12 protein-coding genes are annotated in these 17,390 nt (G+C 63.3%); 4 read left to right on the top strand and 8 right to left on the bottom strand.

Going from position 1 to position 17,390, the window contains the following annotated elements; genetic code table 11:
• Positions 1 to 21: 21 nt before the first annotated feature.
• On the top strand, positions 22 to 2,223 hold the full coding sequence (locus tag GGQ88_RS04620) for a TonB-dependent receptor (protein WP_183611882.1): 2,202 nt from the start codon (positions 22 to 24) through the stop codon (positions 2,221 to 2,223).
• A gap of 70 nt (positions 2,224 to 2,293) precedes the next feature.
• On the opposite strand, the gene GGQ88_RS04615 is transcribed toward GGQ88_RS04620, so the two are convergent.
• Complete coding sequence (locus tag GGQ88_RS04615; RefSeq protein ID WP_183611881.1) at positions 2,294 to 3,388, bottom strand: helix-turn-helix transcriptional regulator; 1,095 nt, start codon at positions 3,386 to 3,388, stop codon at positions 2,294 to 2,296.
• A 263-nt stretch (positions 3,389 to 3,651) separates the two neighbouring features.
• Between GGQ88_RS04615 and GGQ88_RS04610 the strand changes: the two genes are divergently transcribed.
• Positions 3,652 to 6,456 carry a DUF3857 domain-containing protein gene (locus GGQ88_RS04610; protein ID WP_183611880.1) on the top strand — a complete coding sequence of 935 codons (2,805 nt, stop codon included), beginning with the start codon at positions 3,652 to 3,654 and terminating at the stop codon, positions 6,454 to 6,456.
• A 68-nt stretch (positions 6,457 to 6,524) separates the two neighbouring features.
• Here GGQ88_RS04610 and GGQ88_RS04605 read toward each other — a convergent pair whose 3' ends face one another.
• From GGQ88_RS04605 to GGQ88_RS04585, 5 genes are all read right to left on the bottom strand, one after another.
• Positions 6,525 to 7,931: an alpha,alpha-trehalose-phosphate synthase (UDP-forming) gene (locus GGQ88_RS04605; protein WP_183611879.1), complete on the bottom strand. Its 1,407-nt coding sequence runs from the start codon at positions 7,929 to 7,931 to the stop codon at positions 6,525 to 6,527.
• A complete protein-coding gene (locus GGQ88_RS04600; protein WP_183611878.1) occupies positions 7,928 to 9,712 on the bottom strand; it encodes a glycoside hydrolase family 15 protein in 1,785 nt (594 codons plus the stop codon). The genes GGQ88_RS04605 and GGQ88_RS04600 overlap by 4 nt, the downstream gene beginning before the upstream one ends.
• Entirely contained in the window at positions 9,709 to 10,419 is a 711-nt protein-coding gene (gene otsB, locus GGQ88_RS04595; protein ID WP_343057083.1) for a trehalose-phosphatase, read from the bottom strand. The genes GGQ88_RS04600 and otsB overlap by 4 nt, the downstream gene beginning before the upstream one ends.
• 261 nt (positions 10,420 to 10,680) lie before the next feature.
• Entirely contained in the window at positions 10,681 to 11,982 is a 1,302-nt protein-coding gene (locus GGQ88_RS04590; RefSeq protein WP_183611877.1) for a chloride channel protein, read from the bottom strand.
• Positions 11,983 to 12,043: 61 nt separating this feature from the next.
• The gene (locus tag GGQ88_RS04585; RefSeq protein ID WP_183611876.1) at positions 12,044 to 12,733 is read right to left on the bottom strand and encodes a L,D-transpeptidase family protein; all 690 of its coding nucleotides are present in this window, start codon (positions 12,731 to 12,733) and stop codon (positions 12,044 to 12,046) included.
• A 186-nt stretch (positions 12,734 to 12,919) separates the two neighbouring features.
• Here GGQ88_RS04585 and GGQ88_RS04580 point away from each other — a divergent pair, with 186 nt between their 5' ends.
• On the top strand, positions 12,920 to 14,059 hold the full coding sequence (locus GGQ88_RS04580; RefSeq protein WP_183611875.1) for a phospholipase D-like domain-containing protein: 1,140 nt from the start codon (positions 12,920 to 12,922) through the stop codon (positions 14,057 to 14,059).
• Here GGQ88_RS04580 and GGQ88_RS04575 read toward each other — a convergent pair.
• Complete coding sequence (locus tag GGQ88_RS04575) at positions 14,036 to 15,250, bottom strand: DUF418 domain-containing protein (protein ID WP_183611874.1); 1,215 nt, start codon at positions 15,248 to 15,250, stop codon at positions 14,036 to 14,038. The two genes, GGQ88_RS04580 and GGQ88_RS04575, sit on opposite strands and share 24 nt — an antisense overlap.
• Positions 15,251 to 15,254: 4 nt before the next feature.
• Complete coding sequence (locus GGQ88_RS04570) at positions 15,255 to 16,400, bottom strand: SPOR domain-containing protein (protein ID WP_183611873.1); 1,146 nt, start codon at positions 16,398 to 16,400, stop codon at positions 15,255 to 15,257.
• A gap of 260 nt (positions 16,401 to 16,660) precedes the next feature.
• Between GGQ88_RS04570 and GGQ88_RS04565 the strand changes: the two genes are divergently transcribed.
• Complete coding sequence (locus tag GGQ88_RS04565) at positions 16,661 to 17,389, top strand: ParA family protein (RefSeq protein WP_183611985.1); 729 nt, start codon at positions 16,661 to 16,663, stop codon at positions 17,387 to 17,389.
• Position 17,390: the final 1 nt, after the last annotated feature.

Raw genomic sequence — 17,390 nt, 5'->3', positions numbered from 1 at the left:
TCAATAAAACGGGAGGCTAAATTGAAAACACAATACATGCTGGGGGGAGCTTTGGCTCTCGCCCTTGCTGCACAGCCGGGCATTGCCTTGGCGCAGTCGCAGAACGCAAGCGGCAGTGATGCCACCGTCACCGACGAAGGGCTTGGCGAGATCATCGTTACCGCCCAGCGCCGCAAGGAAAGGCTGCAGGACGTCGCCGTATCGGCTACTGCATTCGATGCGGGCGCGCTGGCCGACAAGGCAGTGACCAACCTTGCCGATCTCCAGAACGCCAGCCCGGCACTGTCGATCTCCGATGGCGGCATCACCCAGTCGATCAATATTCGCGGCATCGGCCTCGCCAGCAATTCGCCGAGCGTTACCGCAGGCGTTGCCACTTACGTCGACGGACTGTTCCAGCCACCGATCGTGCAGGGCAACAGTTTCTACGATCTTGCCAGCGTGGAAGTGCTGCGCGGGCCGCAGGGCACGCTGGTCGGCTCCAATTCCACCGGCGGCGCAATCTTTATCAACACGCAAAATCCGGTGCTGGACGCTGGCCTTGGCGGCTATGCCATGTTTGGCGGCGGCAATTACGGATCGGTGCAGTCCGAGGCGGCGCTAAACCTGCCTGTCTCGGATACACTCGGCTTCCGCGCGGCAGGTTTCTACCGCAACCGCGACAGTTTCTACAACAGCGTCGGGCCGGTCAGCAATCAGGCGGGCAAGCTGCGCGAAGGCGGTGGCCGGTTCACCGCGATGTGGAAACCGGGATCATTCCAGGCTGTCGCCAAAGTCTCGTTCAACGATCGCGACACTGGCGGTTATGCCTATCGTCCGATCATCGGTACGCCCTATGATGCGTTCCGCGTGGGCGATATCCGCTCGATCAGCTTCGATACACCTGTCGCCGAACGTGAGCGTGCATTCCAGGCGAGTCTCGAACTCCGGCAGGAACTCGCCAGCGGCATCGTCCTGCGCTCGGTAACGGGCTATCAGAACAAGCGCATCAACGCTCTGAACGACATCGACGCTTCGGCAGGACCGGGCGGGATCGTGGAGGACTACTTCGCAGGCGAGAAGGTCTACACGCAGGAAATCAACATCATTTCTCCCACCGATGGCCGGTTCGACTGGATTCTTGGCGGGTACTTCCAGCGCAACGATATCGCGATCAGCATTCTGCAGAATCAGGTCGGATTCCCGACCGACATCGTCGGCGGCAACCAGCGCACCACCACCGGGCTGTTCGCGCAAGGCAACTATGAGATCGCCCCCGGTCTGGAAGCGCAGCTCGGCGCGCGCTATTCGACCTACAAGGCCACCGGCTATGGTGACGTGACGATTGGTAACGGCATTCCCGGGTTCCCATCGGGCGGGCTTGCGGTCGCCTCGCTTGCCGGCAGCCACAAGGATTCGCTCGCGACAGGCAAATTCGCGCTCAACTGGAAGGTCGATCCCGACAATCTGCTCTATGCGCTTGTCGCGCGTGGCTACAAGCCGGGTGGGTTCAATTCGCCCACGTCGAACTTCGATAAGGAACGCGTGATCAGCTATGAAGCGGGCTGGAAGTCGGCCTTCCTTCGCAACCGTATCCGCACCCAGATCAGCGCGTTCTACAACCAGTACTCCAATTTCCAGTTCAACCTGGTTGAGCCGAGCACTGGCTTTGCCGGGGTGGAAAACGTCTCCACGGTAAAGATCAAGGGCGTGGAAGCGCAAGTGCAGGGCCGCTTTGGCGGGTTCGGCTTCGACCTGAATGGAGCCTTTGTCGACTCCGACCTGGCGAGCGTCACTTTCGTCAACACGCGGCCATTGGGCGGTGCCAATCTCGGGCCGCAATGCCCCGCCGGTACGCCTTCGGCGCCGCCGTTCTGCTTCGATTACGCGCCGTTCATCCAGACCACGGGCGGCGGGCCGAACCTTTATGCACCGCGCTGGACCTGGGGCGGGGGCGTGGAATACGAAATCCCCCTTGGGGGCGAAATGTCGCTGACGCCGCGCGTGAACTATGCCTATGTCGGCGAGCAGTTCACCTACATCGGTTATTCGCGGCTGTCGGATCGGCTCAATCCGCGAGGGCTGCTTTCGGCCATCGTCACGCTCAAGATCAGCGAAGCGCTTCGGATCGAGGCTTGGGGCACGAACCTGACGAACAAGGAATATGTCACCGGCCAGCTCAACTCGAACGAGTTCTACGGCGCGCCGCGTGAATATGGCGTCAAGTTGAACGTGACCTTCTGATATCAAAGGGCCGGAGCGGGATGATCTGCTTCGGCCCTTCTGATCCGACACACTGTTTCGGGGCAGATTATTACAACCGGGCGAGGGACTGGCAGACCTGCCGGACCAGATCGGCCTGCCGCCCTACGCCTGCTTTTGTCAGCGCGCTTTTGAGCTGCATCCGGGCTGTGCCTTCGGCAATGCCGCGATGCGCGGCGAAGTCCTTGACGGTCATCCCGCCGACCAGGTGCGTGGTCAGCTTCGCCTCCGCCATGGTGAGGCCAAACAGATCCGCCACTTCGGCTGCATCAATCAGGGGTGCAGTGCCCGGAGAGCATAACGCAATCAGAGCGAGATTCCGGCCCCAGCGCCGCTTGTCCGCAGCATCGCGGCGCAGGACGCGCAGGTGCAGCACTTCGGCAGGCTGGTTGCCCTCCACCCGGCAGGTATCGCCCCGCAATCCGTGGACTACCTCTCGGACGACGGTCATGCCATCGCTCGACCGGAAGCGCAGCCTGCCGCCGATCTGCTCCACCTGCGGAAGGGCATGGACAAGGCGCTCGGCGGCAGCATTCATCCAATGAACCCCCAGGTCCATGTCGCAGGCCACCAGCGCAAGGCTGGTCGAATCCATGAACGCCTCTGCCACCGACAGCCGCGCCTCATATTCGCCAAGGTTTGTGAGAAGGCGCGAGAGCTGCCGGAAATGCGGCAGGAGCATTTGCATGAAATGCAGGTCCGCGTCGGTCATGTCGCGCTCGTCACCTGCGTGGCGATGAAAGATCATCGTCGTGTGCTCACTGGGTGCGGTCCGGCAACCCAGCCAGAAACCCGAACCAAGGCCACATGCTGCAAGCCCGTGCTTCAAAGCCTCTCGGTCTATTGCGCTAAGCGCAAGGCAGCGCTGGTCGCTTTCGATCTCTTCCTGCCCGCGCGGTTCGGTATCGCGGCGAAAACGGGGGTTGAGTGGCGAATTGGCCCATGCATCATGGTGGTGCGCCTCTTTTGTCGACCACGTGTCACGATGGCTGATCACCGGGATCAACTCGTCCCTGTCGGCAACAATACGCTGGAAAACGGCGCTCGCAACACCCAGCCGCGACTTGATGGCGTCCAGCACTTCGGTCCACCGAGCACCCTCGCTGACCGCGCCATACATTGCAGCAATCAGGTCGTTGTCATTCACCGCCCGCCTGCACTCCTCCCCTGATGCTCCCGATGCTTGTTCGCCGAGGGCTGAAGCCTCTCTAGCCTATGTTGAGGCAAGGCGCGACATCAAGTTCGCGCCTCATTGCATCGGGGACCCCCAACCCACGCCGACGTGCTGATCCGCCGAACGAACACGCCAAAGTGGGGCTGTCCTGCATAAAGGCTGTGCAGCCAGCCTGAACTGCAGTTGCCAGCGCATCTATTAGGAGGCACCTAACGCTGTGAGTGCAGGGGGTATGCGTGGCCGCAAGATTCGCGTCGTTTGTCATTGGTCTTCTTGCCACGACTGCACCGGCACTTGCCGGCGATACGGTACTCTATGGCCCAGCTCCGAAGTGGGCCGAAGTTCGCGAAACGGCAAAGATCGATACCGCGTCGAACACGGCGCTTACGCTGCTCGATGTGCAACACCGGATCGAGGGCGAGACGCTGAACGTCTATGTCGATCAGGCCTTCAAGCTCGGTAGCCCGGAATCGCTGACGCAGAGCGGGACGAGCACGGCTTCGTGGATGCCCGACAAGGGCGACCTGACCGTGCATCGGGTGGAGATCCTGCGCGCGGGCAAGGCGATCGACGTGCTCAAGGGCGGCGCGCGCTACGAAGTGTTGCGTCGCGAACGCGGGTTGGAACAGCGCCAGATCGATGGCATGCTGACAGCAACACTCGCCATACCCGGCCTTCAGGTTGGGGATGTGTTGCGCATCGCCTATAGCCAGACGACGCGCGACAAGGCTCTGCAGGGCAAGGTGCAGATCGACAGCACATTGCTGACCCTGCCGGTAGAAGCCGGATTTGCGCGCACCACCGTCTCGTGGCCCGAGGGCATGGCAGTGAAGTGGCAGGCGGGGCCAGCGGCGGGCAGCCCGCATGAGATCGTCAAGGACGGCTGGCATAGCGTCTCCGTCCCACTTCCATTGCCCAAGCGCGAGGAGATGCCGCAGGGGGTGCCGTCGCGTTTCACGCGCCCGCCATCGCTCGAGGCGACGACCTTCGCTGACTGGGAAGAGGTCTCGCGCGTGTTTGCGCCGCTCTATTCCACGAAAGATGCGATTGCGCAGGGCAGTCCGTTGGCCGCAGAAGTGGCGAAGATCGTGGGCCAGAGCTCCGATCCACTGACCCGTGCCGCGCTCGCCACGCGCCTCGTGCAGGATCAGGTGAGCTACCTGATGAACGGCATGTCTGGCGGCAACTATGTGCCCCAGGCTCCGGCCCAGACCTGGACTTCGCGCTACGGCGATTGCAAGGCCAAGTCGCTGTTGCTGCTCTCGCTGCTCGAAGCGATCGGGATCAAAGCCGAAGTCGTCGCGGTGAACAGCCGGACCGGGGATGCCGTGCCGGATTCGCTGCCGATGCCTGCGGCCTTCGATCACGTAATCGTGCGGGCGGAGATCGCGGGCGAGACTTATTGGCTCGATGGCACCGCCACCGGCACGCGCCTCGCCACGCTCGGCGATGTCCCGCCCTTCCGCAACGCTCTGCCGATCCGCGCCGATGGTGCTCCGCTGATGGCGATCACGCCGCGCGTGCCGCAGGTGCCGATGGTTGTCGTCAAGATGGTAATCGACCAACGCGCCGGGATCGACATTCCCGCCTTGGTGACGGCGACGACCACGCTCTCCGGCATGCTCGGCAGCAACATGGGCGCCGCGCTGGGGCAGGCGAGTGCCGAGCAGAAAAAGCAAATGATCGAATCCTTCGGGGGTTCGATTTTCAGCACGCTGTCAAAGAACGGCGGGTTGGTGACCGACGGCGACATGAGCTTCGATCCCGAAACCGGTATGGCCACGATCGCCGTCAAGGGGATCGTGACCACTCAGTTTGGCAGCCGCGATGGCACAAAGCGGATGGACCTTTCTGCCCTTGCCAGCGCCAGTGACTCCTTCGACTTCGACCGCAGCCGCGCGAGCTGGAAGACGCTTCCGGTCGATCTCGGCTCCGCGCGCCGCATGCGCGAGGAAGTGGAAGTGTTGTTGCCGGTGGACGAGCCGGGATTCAAGTTGGGCGGCAAGCCCGACTACGAAGCGATCGTTGCCGGCACGACGGTGACGCGAAAGGGCCTGCTCGAAGGTCAACGGCTGGTCGTGTCCGAGGACCACGCGGCGCTCGGTGGTGAGTTGCCCGCCGCCGACATCCCGATCGAGAGGGCCAAGTCCCTCCGGCTGAAGAACACCACGCCGTTCCTGACCGCGCCGGTCACCGCCGCGCGGGCATGGCGCTACCAGTCCGCCGGACTGAAGGCACGGTTGGCACCGGTCGAGGCGGCGTATGCGCAGGCCATCGCTCGCGAACCCGTAGCGGAGCAGGGGACCGCACTCGTTGCCCGCGCAAGCCTTCGCGGTGGAATCTACGACCTCGAAGGCGCGATTTCTGATTACGACAAGGCCATTGCGATCGAACCCGATGCCGCAAGCTACACACGCCGCGGCTCTCTCAAGCGGCAGCTTGGCCGGGTCGACGCTGCGATCGCGGACTTTCGCGAGGCGTTGAAGCTCTCGCCGTCGGTCGACGCTGCGCTGACCCTGGCCGATACCCTCGGCTATGCCGGCAAGGGCGAGGAAGCCCTGAAGCTGCTCGCCGAGTACGACGACATGGGGGACGAGCACAGTGCGGTGGTGCAGGTTCGCTCGGACGTGCTGGCCTATACCGGGAAAGGTGCGGATGGCCTGAAGGAGATCGACGCGCTGATCGAGGAAAAGCCGGGCGACACTTCGTTGCTCAACGCCTCTTGCTGGTATCGCGCGCGCTTCCGCATCGGCGCCGAAGGCATGATGCAAGTATGCAACCAGGCGGTGGAGAGGGCGTCCAATGCTTCTGCTGTGCTCGACAGTAGAGCGATGGCCGGAATCGCCAGCGGCAACCTCATCGCAGCGCTCGCGGATGCCGAAGCGGCATTAAAGATCGCGCCGGGACAGGTTTCGACGCAATATGTCCGGGCGTGGATTGCAAACGCCATGGGCAAACCCGATTCCAAGACCGACCTTGCCTACTTCCGAAAGGTCATGCCCGGCCTTGTGCAGGAGTACGCGCGCTACGGACTGAGGTAGCGCAATGGGCGGCCTGATCCACGCCACCCTCCCGTCTCAGCGCACATTATCAAGAGCGGCGCCGATGGTTAGTGAGCGCCGTGCGGTGATTCATCGTGCGCGGTGCTATGAACGTCGCAGGCCTGAAGGGCATCGGTAAATCGCTTCGACCACCACATCACGTCATGTTCTTCAACGCCCTGCATCAACGTGCGCCAGCGCCGGATGCGTTCGTCGCGCGGCATGGCGATAGCCCGGCCCAGAGCGTCGGAAATTTCCTCTGCACTGTGGGGATTGACCAGCAGCGCTTCAGTCATCTGCTCGGCCGCGCCGGCAAACCGTGACAGGATCAGCACGCCTGGATCTTCGGGATCCTGCGCCGCGACGTATTCCTTGGCGACAAGGTTCATCCCGTCGCGCAGTGGTGTAACAAGGCCTACCTTGCTGGCACGGTAGACCCCGGCAAGCATGTCGCGCGTGTAGCCCTGGTTGACGTAGCGGATCGGGACCCAGTCGAGGCCAGCGTGCGCGCCATTGATCCGCCCGGCCAGCCCTTCGAGAGCACTGCGAATGCGCTGGTAGCTGTCGACAGTGCCGCGCGAGGGCGGTGCGATCTGGAGCAGCGTCACTTCCTTGCGCTCTTCGGGATGCTCGGTCAGAAACCTTTCATAGCCCAGAAAGCGTTCCTCCAGTCCCTTCGAATAGTCCAGCCGATCGACGCCGACGATCAATGTCCGGCCGACGGCACTGCGCCGAACGCGTTCATACGTTTCCTTGGCCTTTTCGCTGGCGGCCAGGGCAGCAAACTCCTTGGCGTCGATACCGGCCGGGCAGGCGATCAGCCGCACCCGGCGCTCGCCCACCGTAAGCCAGCCGTCGTCATCGATCGTTCCGCCGAGGTCATGCTTCACGTAATCACCGAACGATTGCAGCCATTCGTCGGTGTGGAAGCCGATCAGGTCGTAGTCGAGCAGGCCTTCAGTCAAGGTCCGCGCCTCGGGCAGGGTCGCCAGCAGCCGGCGCGGTGGCCAAGGGATGTGCAGGAAAAACCCTATGCGGTTGCCAAGGCCGCGTGCCCGGAGTTCCTTGCCGAGCGGAAACATGTGGTAATCCTGAACCCAGACAAGGTCATCGGGTTCAATCAGTGGCAGAACCGTGTCGGCAAATCGCTCGTTCGCGCGCCTGTAACCGTCGGCAAAACTGCGCTCGTACTCGGCGAGGTCGATGCGGTAATGAAACAACGGCCAGAGCGTGCGGTTGGCGTAGCCGTCATAGTACTCCTCGATGTCCTGCTCCTCGAGATCGACGGTGGCGGTGGTGACGCCATCGACGCGCTCGAAATTGATATGGCCGGTGAATTCGTTCGTCTCTTTGCCCGACCAGCCGAACCAGATGCCACCATGTTCACGCAAGGCTGCAGACAGCGCAACGGCAAGTCCCCCCTGCGCGCCTCCACCTGCGCTCACGCGGTTGGATATGACTATGAGCCTGCTCATCGTACGCTGTTCCAGGGCTTGCTCAGCAGGACAGCGCAGTTGATCAGGCCGACGAGCGAGTAGGTTTGCGGATAGTTGCCCCAGAGTTCACCGCTCACGGGGTCGATATCTTCGGAGAGAAGGCCAGCCTGCGTGCGCCGGGTCAGCATCTCTTCGTAAAGCGCGCGCGCCTCGTCGCTGCGGCCGGTCAGGTAAAGCGCCTCGATCAGCCAGAAGGTGCAGACGTTGAACGCGGTTTCCGGCAATCCGAAATCGTCTTCGGTAGCATAGCGCAGCATGTGCGATCCGCGGCGCAGACCTTGTTCGATCGCCTCCAGCGTGGAGACGAAGCGCGGATCGTAGGGCGCAAGGAAACGCAGGTCGAGCAACTGGATGACGCTTGCGTCGAGATCGTCGCCCGAGAACGTGGCGGACATGCGTTCGCTATCGGGGCGCCACGCGGCTTGCTCGATACGTTCGCGGATGTCTGCTGCGCGCTGACCCCAGAAGCTTGCGCGTTCATCGAGACCGAGCGCCTGTGCCGCATTGCCGAGTCGGTCGCATGCCGCCCAGCACATCGCTGCCGAATAGGTATGGACCGACTGGCGGGTGCGCAACTCCCACAGGCCGGCGTCGGGCTTGTCGAACAGCGCCCATGCTCGCTCGCCGACCTTTTCCAGGGCCTCGAAATCGGCGACGCCAGAGATGCGCAGCAGGCGCTGGTCGAGGAACCCCTGGGTATTCGACAGCACGATCTGGCCATAGGCATCGTGCTGGACCTGCGAATAAGCCGCATTGCCGACGCGCACCGGCCCCATGCCACGATAGCCGGGTAGATCCTCGGCAATGCGCTCGTGGAGCGTGGCTTCGCCGAGAACGCCATAAAGCGGCTGGATATGTCCGCCACGCGCGTTGTCGACGATGTTGCGCAAGTAGGCGAGATAGCCTTCGAGCACGTCGAGCGCGCCCAACCGATTGAGCGCCTGCACGGTATAGTAGGCATCGCGGATCCAGCAGTAGCGGTAGTCCCAGTTCCGTTGCGAACCGGCGTGCTCGGGAATCGACGTCGTCAGCGCGGCTACGATCGCACCGGTTTCCTCGTGCTGGCAAAGCTTGAGCGTGATGGCGGAACGGATCACCACGTCCTGCCATTCTACCGGTGTGGCAAGACCGCGCACCCATTCGCGCCACTCGGCTGCGGTCGCGTCGAGCATCTGCTCGACCGTTTCGGCAAGATTGCCACCGAAACTCTCGTCCGGGCCAAGGAAGAAGTGCTGTGCACGTTCGAGGCGAAAGGCGCGCTCTTCTGCGACAAGACCGATCGGCGCAGAGGTGGTCAGCCGCATCGTTATCGCGCCGGACAAGTAGCGGATGTGGTTTGACCCGCCGACGTTGATGCCGCATTCGCTGCCCCAGCCACAGGTCGGCCGCAACCGCACTCGGATGCGTGGGGATCCGGCGATGGGCCGCACGATCCGCGCAAACGCCACGGGCCGGTAAGTACGGCCATTGCGTTGGAAATAAGGGCAGAAGTCCACGATCTCGATTTCGCCGCCATTGGCATCGCGGTGGCGCGTCACGAGGATCGGGGTATTTCTGAGGTAGGACTGGCTTGTCTCGACCCGATCTTCCAGATCGATGGCCCACAGCCCGCTGGCGGGTTCGTCTCCCCCCAACAGCGCCGAAAAGAACGGATCGCCATCGACCCGCGGCACACAGCCCCAGACCAGTTTTCCAGCGGTGTCGATCAGTGCCGAAACCTGGCAATTGCCGATTGGCCACAGATCCAGCGAAACGCTCATGGCAACACTCCCCAAAGCCATTCGCGAAGGTTGGTCGGGGAACTCAGCCCATAGTTGGCTGCGGTAGGTCGTGGCTCGCCCACCAGAATACCGTGCCCGCCAAGATCGCGTACGGCTTCAAATCCCGGCTCATCGGTCACGTCATCGCCTGCGAACACCGGAATTGTGCCGGGCATTGGCGGGCGGGACATCATGGTGCGAATGGCACTGCCCTTGTCTGCACTGCCGACGCGCAATTCCGCCATCATCTTGCCGTGCTGGAGAAGGAGGCCGTGCTGGTTGGCCAGTTCCCGCGCCAAGGTGAGAGCTGCCGTCTCTGCCTGCGGGGTAACCCTGTAATGCAAGGCAACGCCGAGGCTCTTTTCCTCGACCAGCACACCCGGTCGGTCGTGCGCAAAGGCGTGGAACTGCGCCGCCGCGTCATCCAGTGCAGAGGGCCTTGGCGGACATTCGATCACGCCCTGCCAGCGTCGCTCGCAGCCATGGCTGCCTGAGACCCACAGATCGCTGGCAGTTGCACCGAGCATCCTGTCGATCTGTGCCAGAGAGCGGCCGCTGACCACCGCAAGTCGGCCGTTCAGATGGTTCAGGAGCCGCTCCAGCAGCCTATGGATATGTGCATCAGCACGGACATCGTCGGGCCTGTCGACCAAATCGAACAGCGTGCCATCAAGGTCCAGAAAGAGCGTGGCGTTGTTAAGAACCACGTGGGGAGGACGCGATAATAGGGCGGTGGTATTCCCGATTGTGCTTCTCCTGAGGGTTTATCGCGCAAACGGCGGGGCGCCCGCGCCCTTCCGGAACCGCGTCACCCGGTGTTTGGTTCCTGCCGTCAGCCTACAGGCAACGCGGTATTGGCCGCACTAGCGGGCCCTGCTGCCGCCAATTTCCACGCGATCGCAGGGATGATCAGGCGAAACGCAGCGTTTGTGTGACCGGTCTCGCCTTCCGGCAGGCCGGTGGGCCTGTCATGCGATCGGCTGCTGTGCAGGCGCCGGACGGAAGCCTTGTGCGAGTGCATGATAGAGCTTGGTCTTGCAGACCTTGCTGCTCACCCAGTCCGCAATCAGCGCGGCAATGAATAGCGGAATGATCATCGCACGATCTGCGGTCATCTCCGTCACGATGATGACCGCAGTCAGCGGTGCGCGTACCACGCCGGTAAAATATGCCGCGACACCGAGCAGCACGAGCGCCCCGGATGGCTCACCCGTCGCCACGAGCGACACCAGTTGTCCCATGCCTGCGCCCACCGAGAGGGACGGTGCGAAAATGCCGCCAGGGGCTCCGCTGAGCGCGGTTGCCAGTGTCGCAAGAAACTTCGTCGGCCCGAAAGCAATCGGCGCCTCTCCGCCACTCAGCAGGTTTCGGGTGGTTTCATACCCCGTGCCCCAGCTGACGCCACCACTGATCAGGCCGAGACCGCCAACCACGATGCCGCAGGCCAATGCCAGCTTCATCGGATGGGCACGTGCGCGGGCAAGCAGTGGGTGCTCGGACGTTGCCATAGCCACCAGTGCGCGCGCAAACGCACCTCCCGCCAGACCGCCGAGCAGACCCATCAGCGGCGCAAAAATGGCAATCTCGCGTATTGCCAGATGCCGGGTCATGGCACCGAAATAAACGTAGTCCCCGGCGATGCCGAGGCTGACGAGGCCCGAGATCATTACCGCAGCCATGACCATCAGCGCGACCTTCTGCTCGAACGCTGCCGCCAGTTCCTCGATCGCGAAGGCGACACCTGCCAGCGGTGTGTTGAATGCTGCCGAGACGCCCGCGGCACCACCTGCGATGATGACGCCGGCGTTGATCGGCACGCGCAGCCAGCGATGCACCGCAACCATGAGCGCGGCGCTGATCTGCACCGTCGGGCCTTCTCGACCGACTGCACCGCCGCCAAGCAGCATCAACAGCGTACCTACGAACTTCGCTGCCGCCGTGCGTAACGAGATCAACGGGCCATTGGCGCTTGCATCGGGTTTGTGACCGGCTGCCATGACCTGCGGAATTCCCGAGCCGCGCGCTTCGGGGAACCAGCGCCGGGTCAGCCCGACGACCGTTACGAACATGAGCGGAGTCAGGGCCGACGCCAGAACGGGATGTGCGGCAAATGCGCGCGCGAAAGCATGCTGGGCCAAGTCGCCGGCCTGCGCAAAGACGATCGCAACCAAGCCGAGAAGGACTGCGCCGACGACCGCTGCCGTGCGCGCCAGCCAGAGCCTGCGATCGAGGTTGTTGGTCGCAAGCTGAACCTTTGCCAGAATACTCATAGCTTCCGCCTAGAGATCCGGTGCAGGCGGTACAACCGCAATGGCATAAAACTGATCTGACTTAGTTGGCGTGGTCGCCGGTCAGGATCGGTTGACCGACAGTCAGTTTCTTGCCGTCGGTGATGATCACCTTGTCGCCAAGCTTTGCCAGCTTGAACAGGTTGCGGGCAAATTCATCGGGTACGCCGACGCAGCCGTTGGTGGCATAGCCCATTTCGACCTTGCTGCCGTGAATCGACACGCCGTCGTTGGTCAGACGCAGCATGTGGGGCATCGGCGCGTCGTAAATGTTCGAGACGTGGTCGGCGTCTTTTTCGGTGATCGGGAAAATCCCGGTAGGCGTCGGCTTGTCGCCATAGCCCTTGAGGATGGCAGCCGCGCCGATCTCGTGGCCATCGCGGAAGACGCTGATGACGCGCGCTTCGAGGTCCACAGTCACGACCAGCGCTCCGGAGGCGGGCGCGCGGGTTTCGTCCCAGTAGAACTTGCCGAACTTGATCGGCTCGGCGATCGGCAGGATCGACTTGACCACGAACGGGCCATCGACCGGCTTTGCCGCGAGCGCGGTCGCGGCGGCGGGCTTGGGCGCGGCGGAGACCATCGGCGCTGCTTCGGCCACGCCATTGCCGAACGCGACTTCGGCGATATCCTGCCCGGCATGGAACGCGAGAAGCGAGGCCAGCGACGTCGCCACGAAACCCAGCGGCAACCGCACCCAGCGCTTTGCCCAGAGGTTGTTCGGCTTGGTCATCGCTACGTCGCTCCTTCGCGTAAAGGAATAAGCGTTAAATCTGGGGGTTGCGAGTCCGCAAAATGCGGCGTCCCGGCACGGGACGCGGGGGTTCACATGCGTTTCCAAACAGGGTTAACGCTGCCCGGTAGGCGGCCGTCGACAGCAAAACGGTTTGGTGGCAAGGGCACTTTCGGGGGGTAATCCATGACCGGATCGACAGGCCGTTACCAGTTGCTGGTGGGATCAGCTGCGTTCTGGGCGCAGGCAAGCGCCGATCTGGCTGCGGCGAGTTCGCGCGTCGCGGTGCAGGCGATGACGTTCGAAGCCGACGCGGCGGGGCGGTCGGTTGCCGACGCGATCCTTGGATCACATGCGGCATCCCGCCGGGTGCTGGTGGACGATTACAGTCGCAACGTGATCAACGACACGATGCTGCCCCTGCCGTTCCGACCGGCCGAGGTGGTGGCGGAGGCGCGGGCGACGCTGGCAATGTTCGATGCCATGAATGGGGCGGGGGTGCCCGTGCGGGTGACGAACCCGGTGCTCGGCCATCTGTTGCGTTACCCCTTGCGCAATCACAAGAAGCTGCTCGTGATGGACGATGTCGCGCACATCGGCGGAATCAACTTTTCAGACCACAACTTTGCGTGGGCTGACCTGATGCTGCGGATAGAGGACCAGGAGATCGCGGACTTTCTGGTGCGTGACTTCGACAATGACTGGGCAGGGACGCCGCGCGGGGTCAGCGGGACGTTCGGCGATATCGAACTGGTGTGCTTCGACGGCGACAGCAACGACCGGCTGATGCAACCGCTGATCGATCTTGTCGCCAGTGCGCGCCGTTCGGTCGAGATGGTCAGCGCCTATCCGACGATGCCGTTCGTCGGTGCGATGGCGCAGGCCGCGCGGAACGGGGCGCAAGTCACGATCTACAGCCCGGCACCGAACAACAAGCCGGTGATCCGCGATTACCTTGCAGGCGTGGCGGGTCCTGCCGGGATCCACTTGCGCCTCTTGCCTGAAATGACTCACGCCAAGGCTCTGCTGATCGACGGCGATACGCTGGTGCTGGGATCGAGCAATTTCAACTTCGCCTCGCATCGCACCAGCAGCGATATCGTCGCTGTCGTGCGCAACGCTGCGTTGATTGCCGACTTCGAGGCGCGGTTGCTGGGGCCTGCGAGAGCGTCGTCGTTTCCAATCGGCGAGGCGCGCATTCCGGCGTGGCGGCAGTGGCGCGCGCGGGCGATGCTCGAATTGGCCGACAAGGCGCTGGCGAATCTGCGGCATGGGCCGGTGCGAGCGATGGACTGGAAGGAACTATGCGCGCCGCGGCAGCGCTAGTTTCCGCCACAAACCTTCGAGCGGGCCCTGGCCGTATCGGGCCAGCCAGTGGCGCGGCCAGACGAGCATGGCGCTCCAGCCGAGCAGAACGAAAGCCGGAAGCCAGACGCGCGGCAATTCCGGGCCGAGGCCAAGCCCCCAGCCGCAGAAGATCACGCTCATCAGCACGCTGGTGCCGATGTAATTGGTGAAGGCACAACGCCCGGCCGCTGCGAGCGCCTGCCCTAGCCAGCCATTGCGGATGAGCGGAAACAGCACGAGCAATGCCGCAGCGTAGCCGAGCGCCATCAGCAGGTGCGGCACCGCCATACCCGCCTGCATGGCAGCGAACATCGCGCGTGGCGGCCAGTCGTGTGCGGCGAGCCATTGGAGGCACAGCAGCGTCGGCACTCCGCCCACCACTATTCCGCCGACCGCGCTCGCGGCCAGACGCCGGGTGGGCCATCGGGTGAAGAGCCCACTCCGCAGCAGAGCCATGCCGATCAGCATGAGCGGCAGTGTTTCGGTGAAGGTGCCGAAAGTAACTTCCAGTGGCTGCAGCGCAGAATGCGATAGTTTCAGCCGGACCGCTTCGACGAACCCGGCATTCAATATGGAGGTATCGGCCCCAACCGAATCGGAAATCCGCGCCATCATGCCCGCTTGTTCCGCCATGTCGGAGGGTAGGGCGCTCCCTCCCAGCACGCCCTGCTCAGCGATAAGTCCGGGAAGCGATAGCAGCGCGTCGATCCCGTGCGAGAACAGATAGATCGACAGCGCGATGAATATCTGGCCTGCGGGCTGCACCCGGCGCAGGGCAAGTGCGCCGAGGCCGCACAGCGCATAGGGAAACAGAATATCGCCCCACCATAGCAATGCGAAGTGGAGGTAGCCGAACAGCGCCAGCCACAGAAGGCGGCGCAGTTGCGCGATGTCGGGGTCATGGCCGTGGCGCTCGGCTGCTTGCGCAAACAGGACCATGCTTGCGCCGAACAGCAGGCTGAACATCGCGCGCATCTTGCCTTCGAAGATGACGAAGGCAATGCCGAACCAAGTTACTCCGCCTGGGTCGAGTTCAGGGATCGCGGGCGAAAACGTCGCCAGCGACGGTCCCCAAAACCCGGTTACATTGATCGCGAGTATCCCCAGCACGGCAACGCCGCGCAGGAAATCTATCGCTTCTATGCGGGTGGGGGGAAGGTCCGGGTCCAAGCCATCAGGGCCTTACCACCAGGCAAGTGAACCCGCCAGACTTGAGCGCTGCGCAAGCCTTGTCCGCATCGGCCAGTGTAGCAAAACCGCCCGCCAGTAGCCGGGTGACGCTGCCCGAAGCCAGATCGATCCGGCCGTGTCCGGCAAGCTCAGCCCGTCCCCTGACCTTGGCCCAGAGGCTATCGGCGTTGCTCTTCACCCCGAACGCGCCAAGCTGCACGCGCCAGTTGCCCTTTGCGGCAGGAGCGGGCGCAGGGGCCGCCATGCGCGGCTTGGCGGCGGGTTGCGCAGTCGGCTTGGGCGCAGGCACCACCGCGGGCTTGGCAGGTGGTTTGGTCTGAAGCGCCGGGGCAACAGCAATACGCTTGGGTTGCTGCATGGTGACCGGGTTGGCGAAGTCGGCACCGGCAGTAACCGGACCGGAAGGAACGGAGGGTGGCGCCGGATTGTAGCGGGTCGATGGCGGCAACTCGGTGCGTTCCAGCGGCGCGCCCGATTGAGCAGGGCGCAATGGCGCGGTCGGTGCCGACCTTACGCCAAGGTCAGCGGCTGCGAACTGGCGAGACCGATTTTCCTGCGCTTTCTGTTCGAGTTCGGCCGAAAGTGACATTGCCAACTGACGCTGCTCGAGCGGGACGATCCCGTCCATGGTGGCAAGGCTGCGTGTCGCCTGTTCGAGCCCTGCGGCGGACGCCCGGCTCATCAGCGCATAAGCGCGGACCCAGTCCTTGCCGACCAGGTCGCCGTTGAAGTGGGCGATCCCGAGGATGTACTGCGCGCGCGGCTCTCCACGCTCGGCTGCGGCCTGAATGAACGGCAACGCCTCGGTCTTGCGGTCCTGTTGGAACAACACAAGTCCGAGCGTGTCCGCCGCTTTGACATGACCTTGCGCGGCGGCCTTGCGGTACCATGCCTCGGCGCGCTTCATATCCAGCGTCACGCCCTTGCCCAGCTTGTAGGCCTGGCCCATGTTGAACTGCGCATCGGCATCGCCCTTGGCGGCAGGGCCGAGCCATTCCTTGATCGCAAGCTCGTATTCGCCGCGCGACCAGGCATCGACGCCGGTCTTTACGTCGGCCGATGCCGGAGCGGCAGCCAAAGCCAGCGCGAACCCCAGCGGTAATGTCACAACATGCCTGAGATGTGCCATGGCAAGAAACACCCGTCCTGTTTCGTTAATGAGCGTAGTCCTGCAACCCGGACTGTTGCCGGATCAAAACCGGTCGTCTGTCTGGAAGCGTATAGTCAACGAGGCGTTAGCGAAGTCTTAGCGGCTATTACGCAGGGGAAAACCCACGGCTAGCCTCGTTCGGCAGGTCTGCCAATGCGACGAGCCGTGCATCTTAACCAAAATTTCAACCCATTCTGCGAATCCGTCTCCACGAGTTATCGATTTCGAGGGGTTTGACTTTGCGCGTACTGGCATTGGCATCGCAAAAAGGTGGTTCGGGCAAGACGACCTTGTCTGGCCACCTCGCCGTCCAGGCCCAGCGAGCGGGCGCTGGCCCGGTCGTGCTGATCGACATCGATCCGCAAGGTTCCCTGTCGGACTGGTGGAACGAGCGCGAGGCCGAATTCCCAGCATTTGCGCAGACCACTGTGGCCCGTCTGGCCAGCGACCTCGCAATCTTGCGCCAGCAGGGGTTCAAGCTGGCGGTTATCGATACGCCGCCCGCGATCACCATGGCGATCCAGTCGGTGATTTCGGTTGCCGAACTGATCGTCGTCCCCACCCGTCCCAGCCCGCATGACTTGCGCGCAGTCGGTGCCACGGTCGACTTGTGCGACCGCGCCGGAAAGCCGCTGATTTTCGTAGTGAACGCAGCAACGCCAAAGGCCCGGATCACCGCCGAGGCAGCCGTTGCTCTTTCGCAGCACGGCACCGTTGCACCGATCACCCTGCACCAGCGCACCGATTTTGCCGCCTCGATGATCGATGGTCGCACCGTCATGGAATGCGATCCGGGCGGCAAGTCGGCAGGCGAAGTCACCGCACTGTGGACCTACATTTCCGAGCGTCTCGAAAAGAATTTCCGCCGCACCGTGTTCGCCGTCCCGCAAGCCGCGGCGGCGATCCCGATGAATGGCGGTGCGGCTCGTCCGATGGGCGGCTTTGGCCGCCGCGTTGCGGGTTCGTGAG

Origin of the sequence: Novosphingobium hassiacum (genome assembly GCF_014196055.1) — a bacterium.
GTDB lineage: Bacteria > Pseudomonadota > Alphaproteobacteria > Sphingomonadales > Sphingomonadaceae > Novosphingobium > Novosphingobium hassiacum.
Note: the sequence above shows the minus strand (reverse complement) of the source record. Positions and strands in the feature narration are given on the sequence as shown.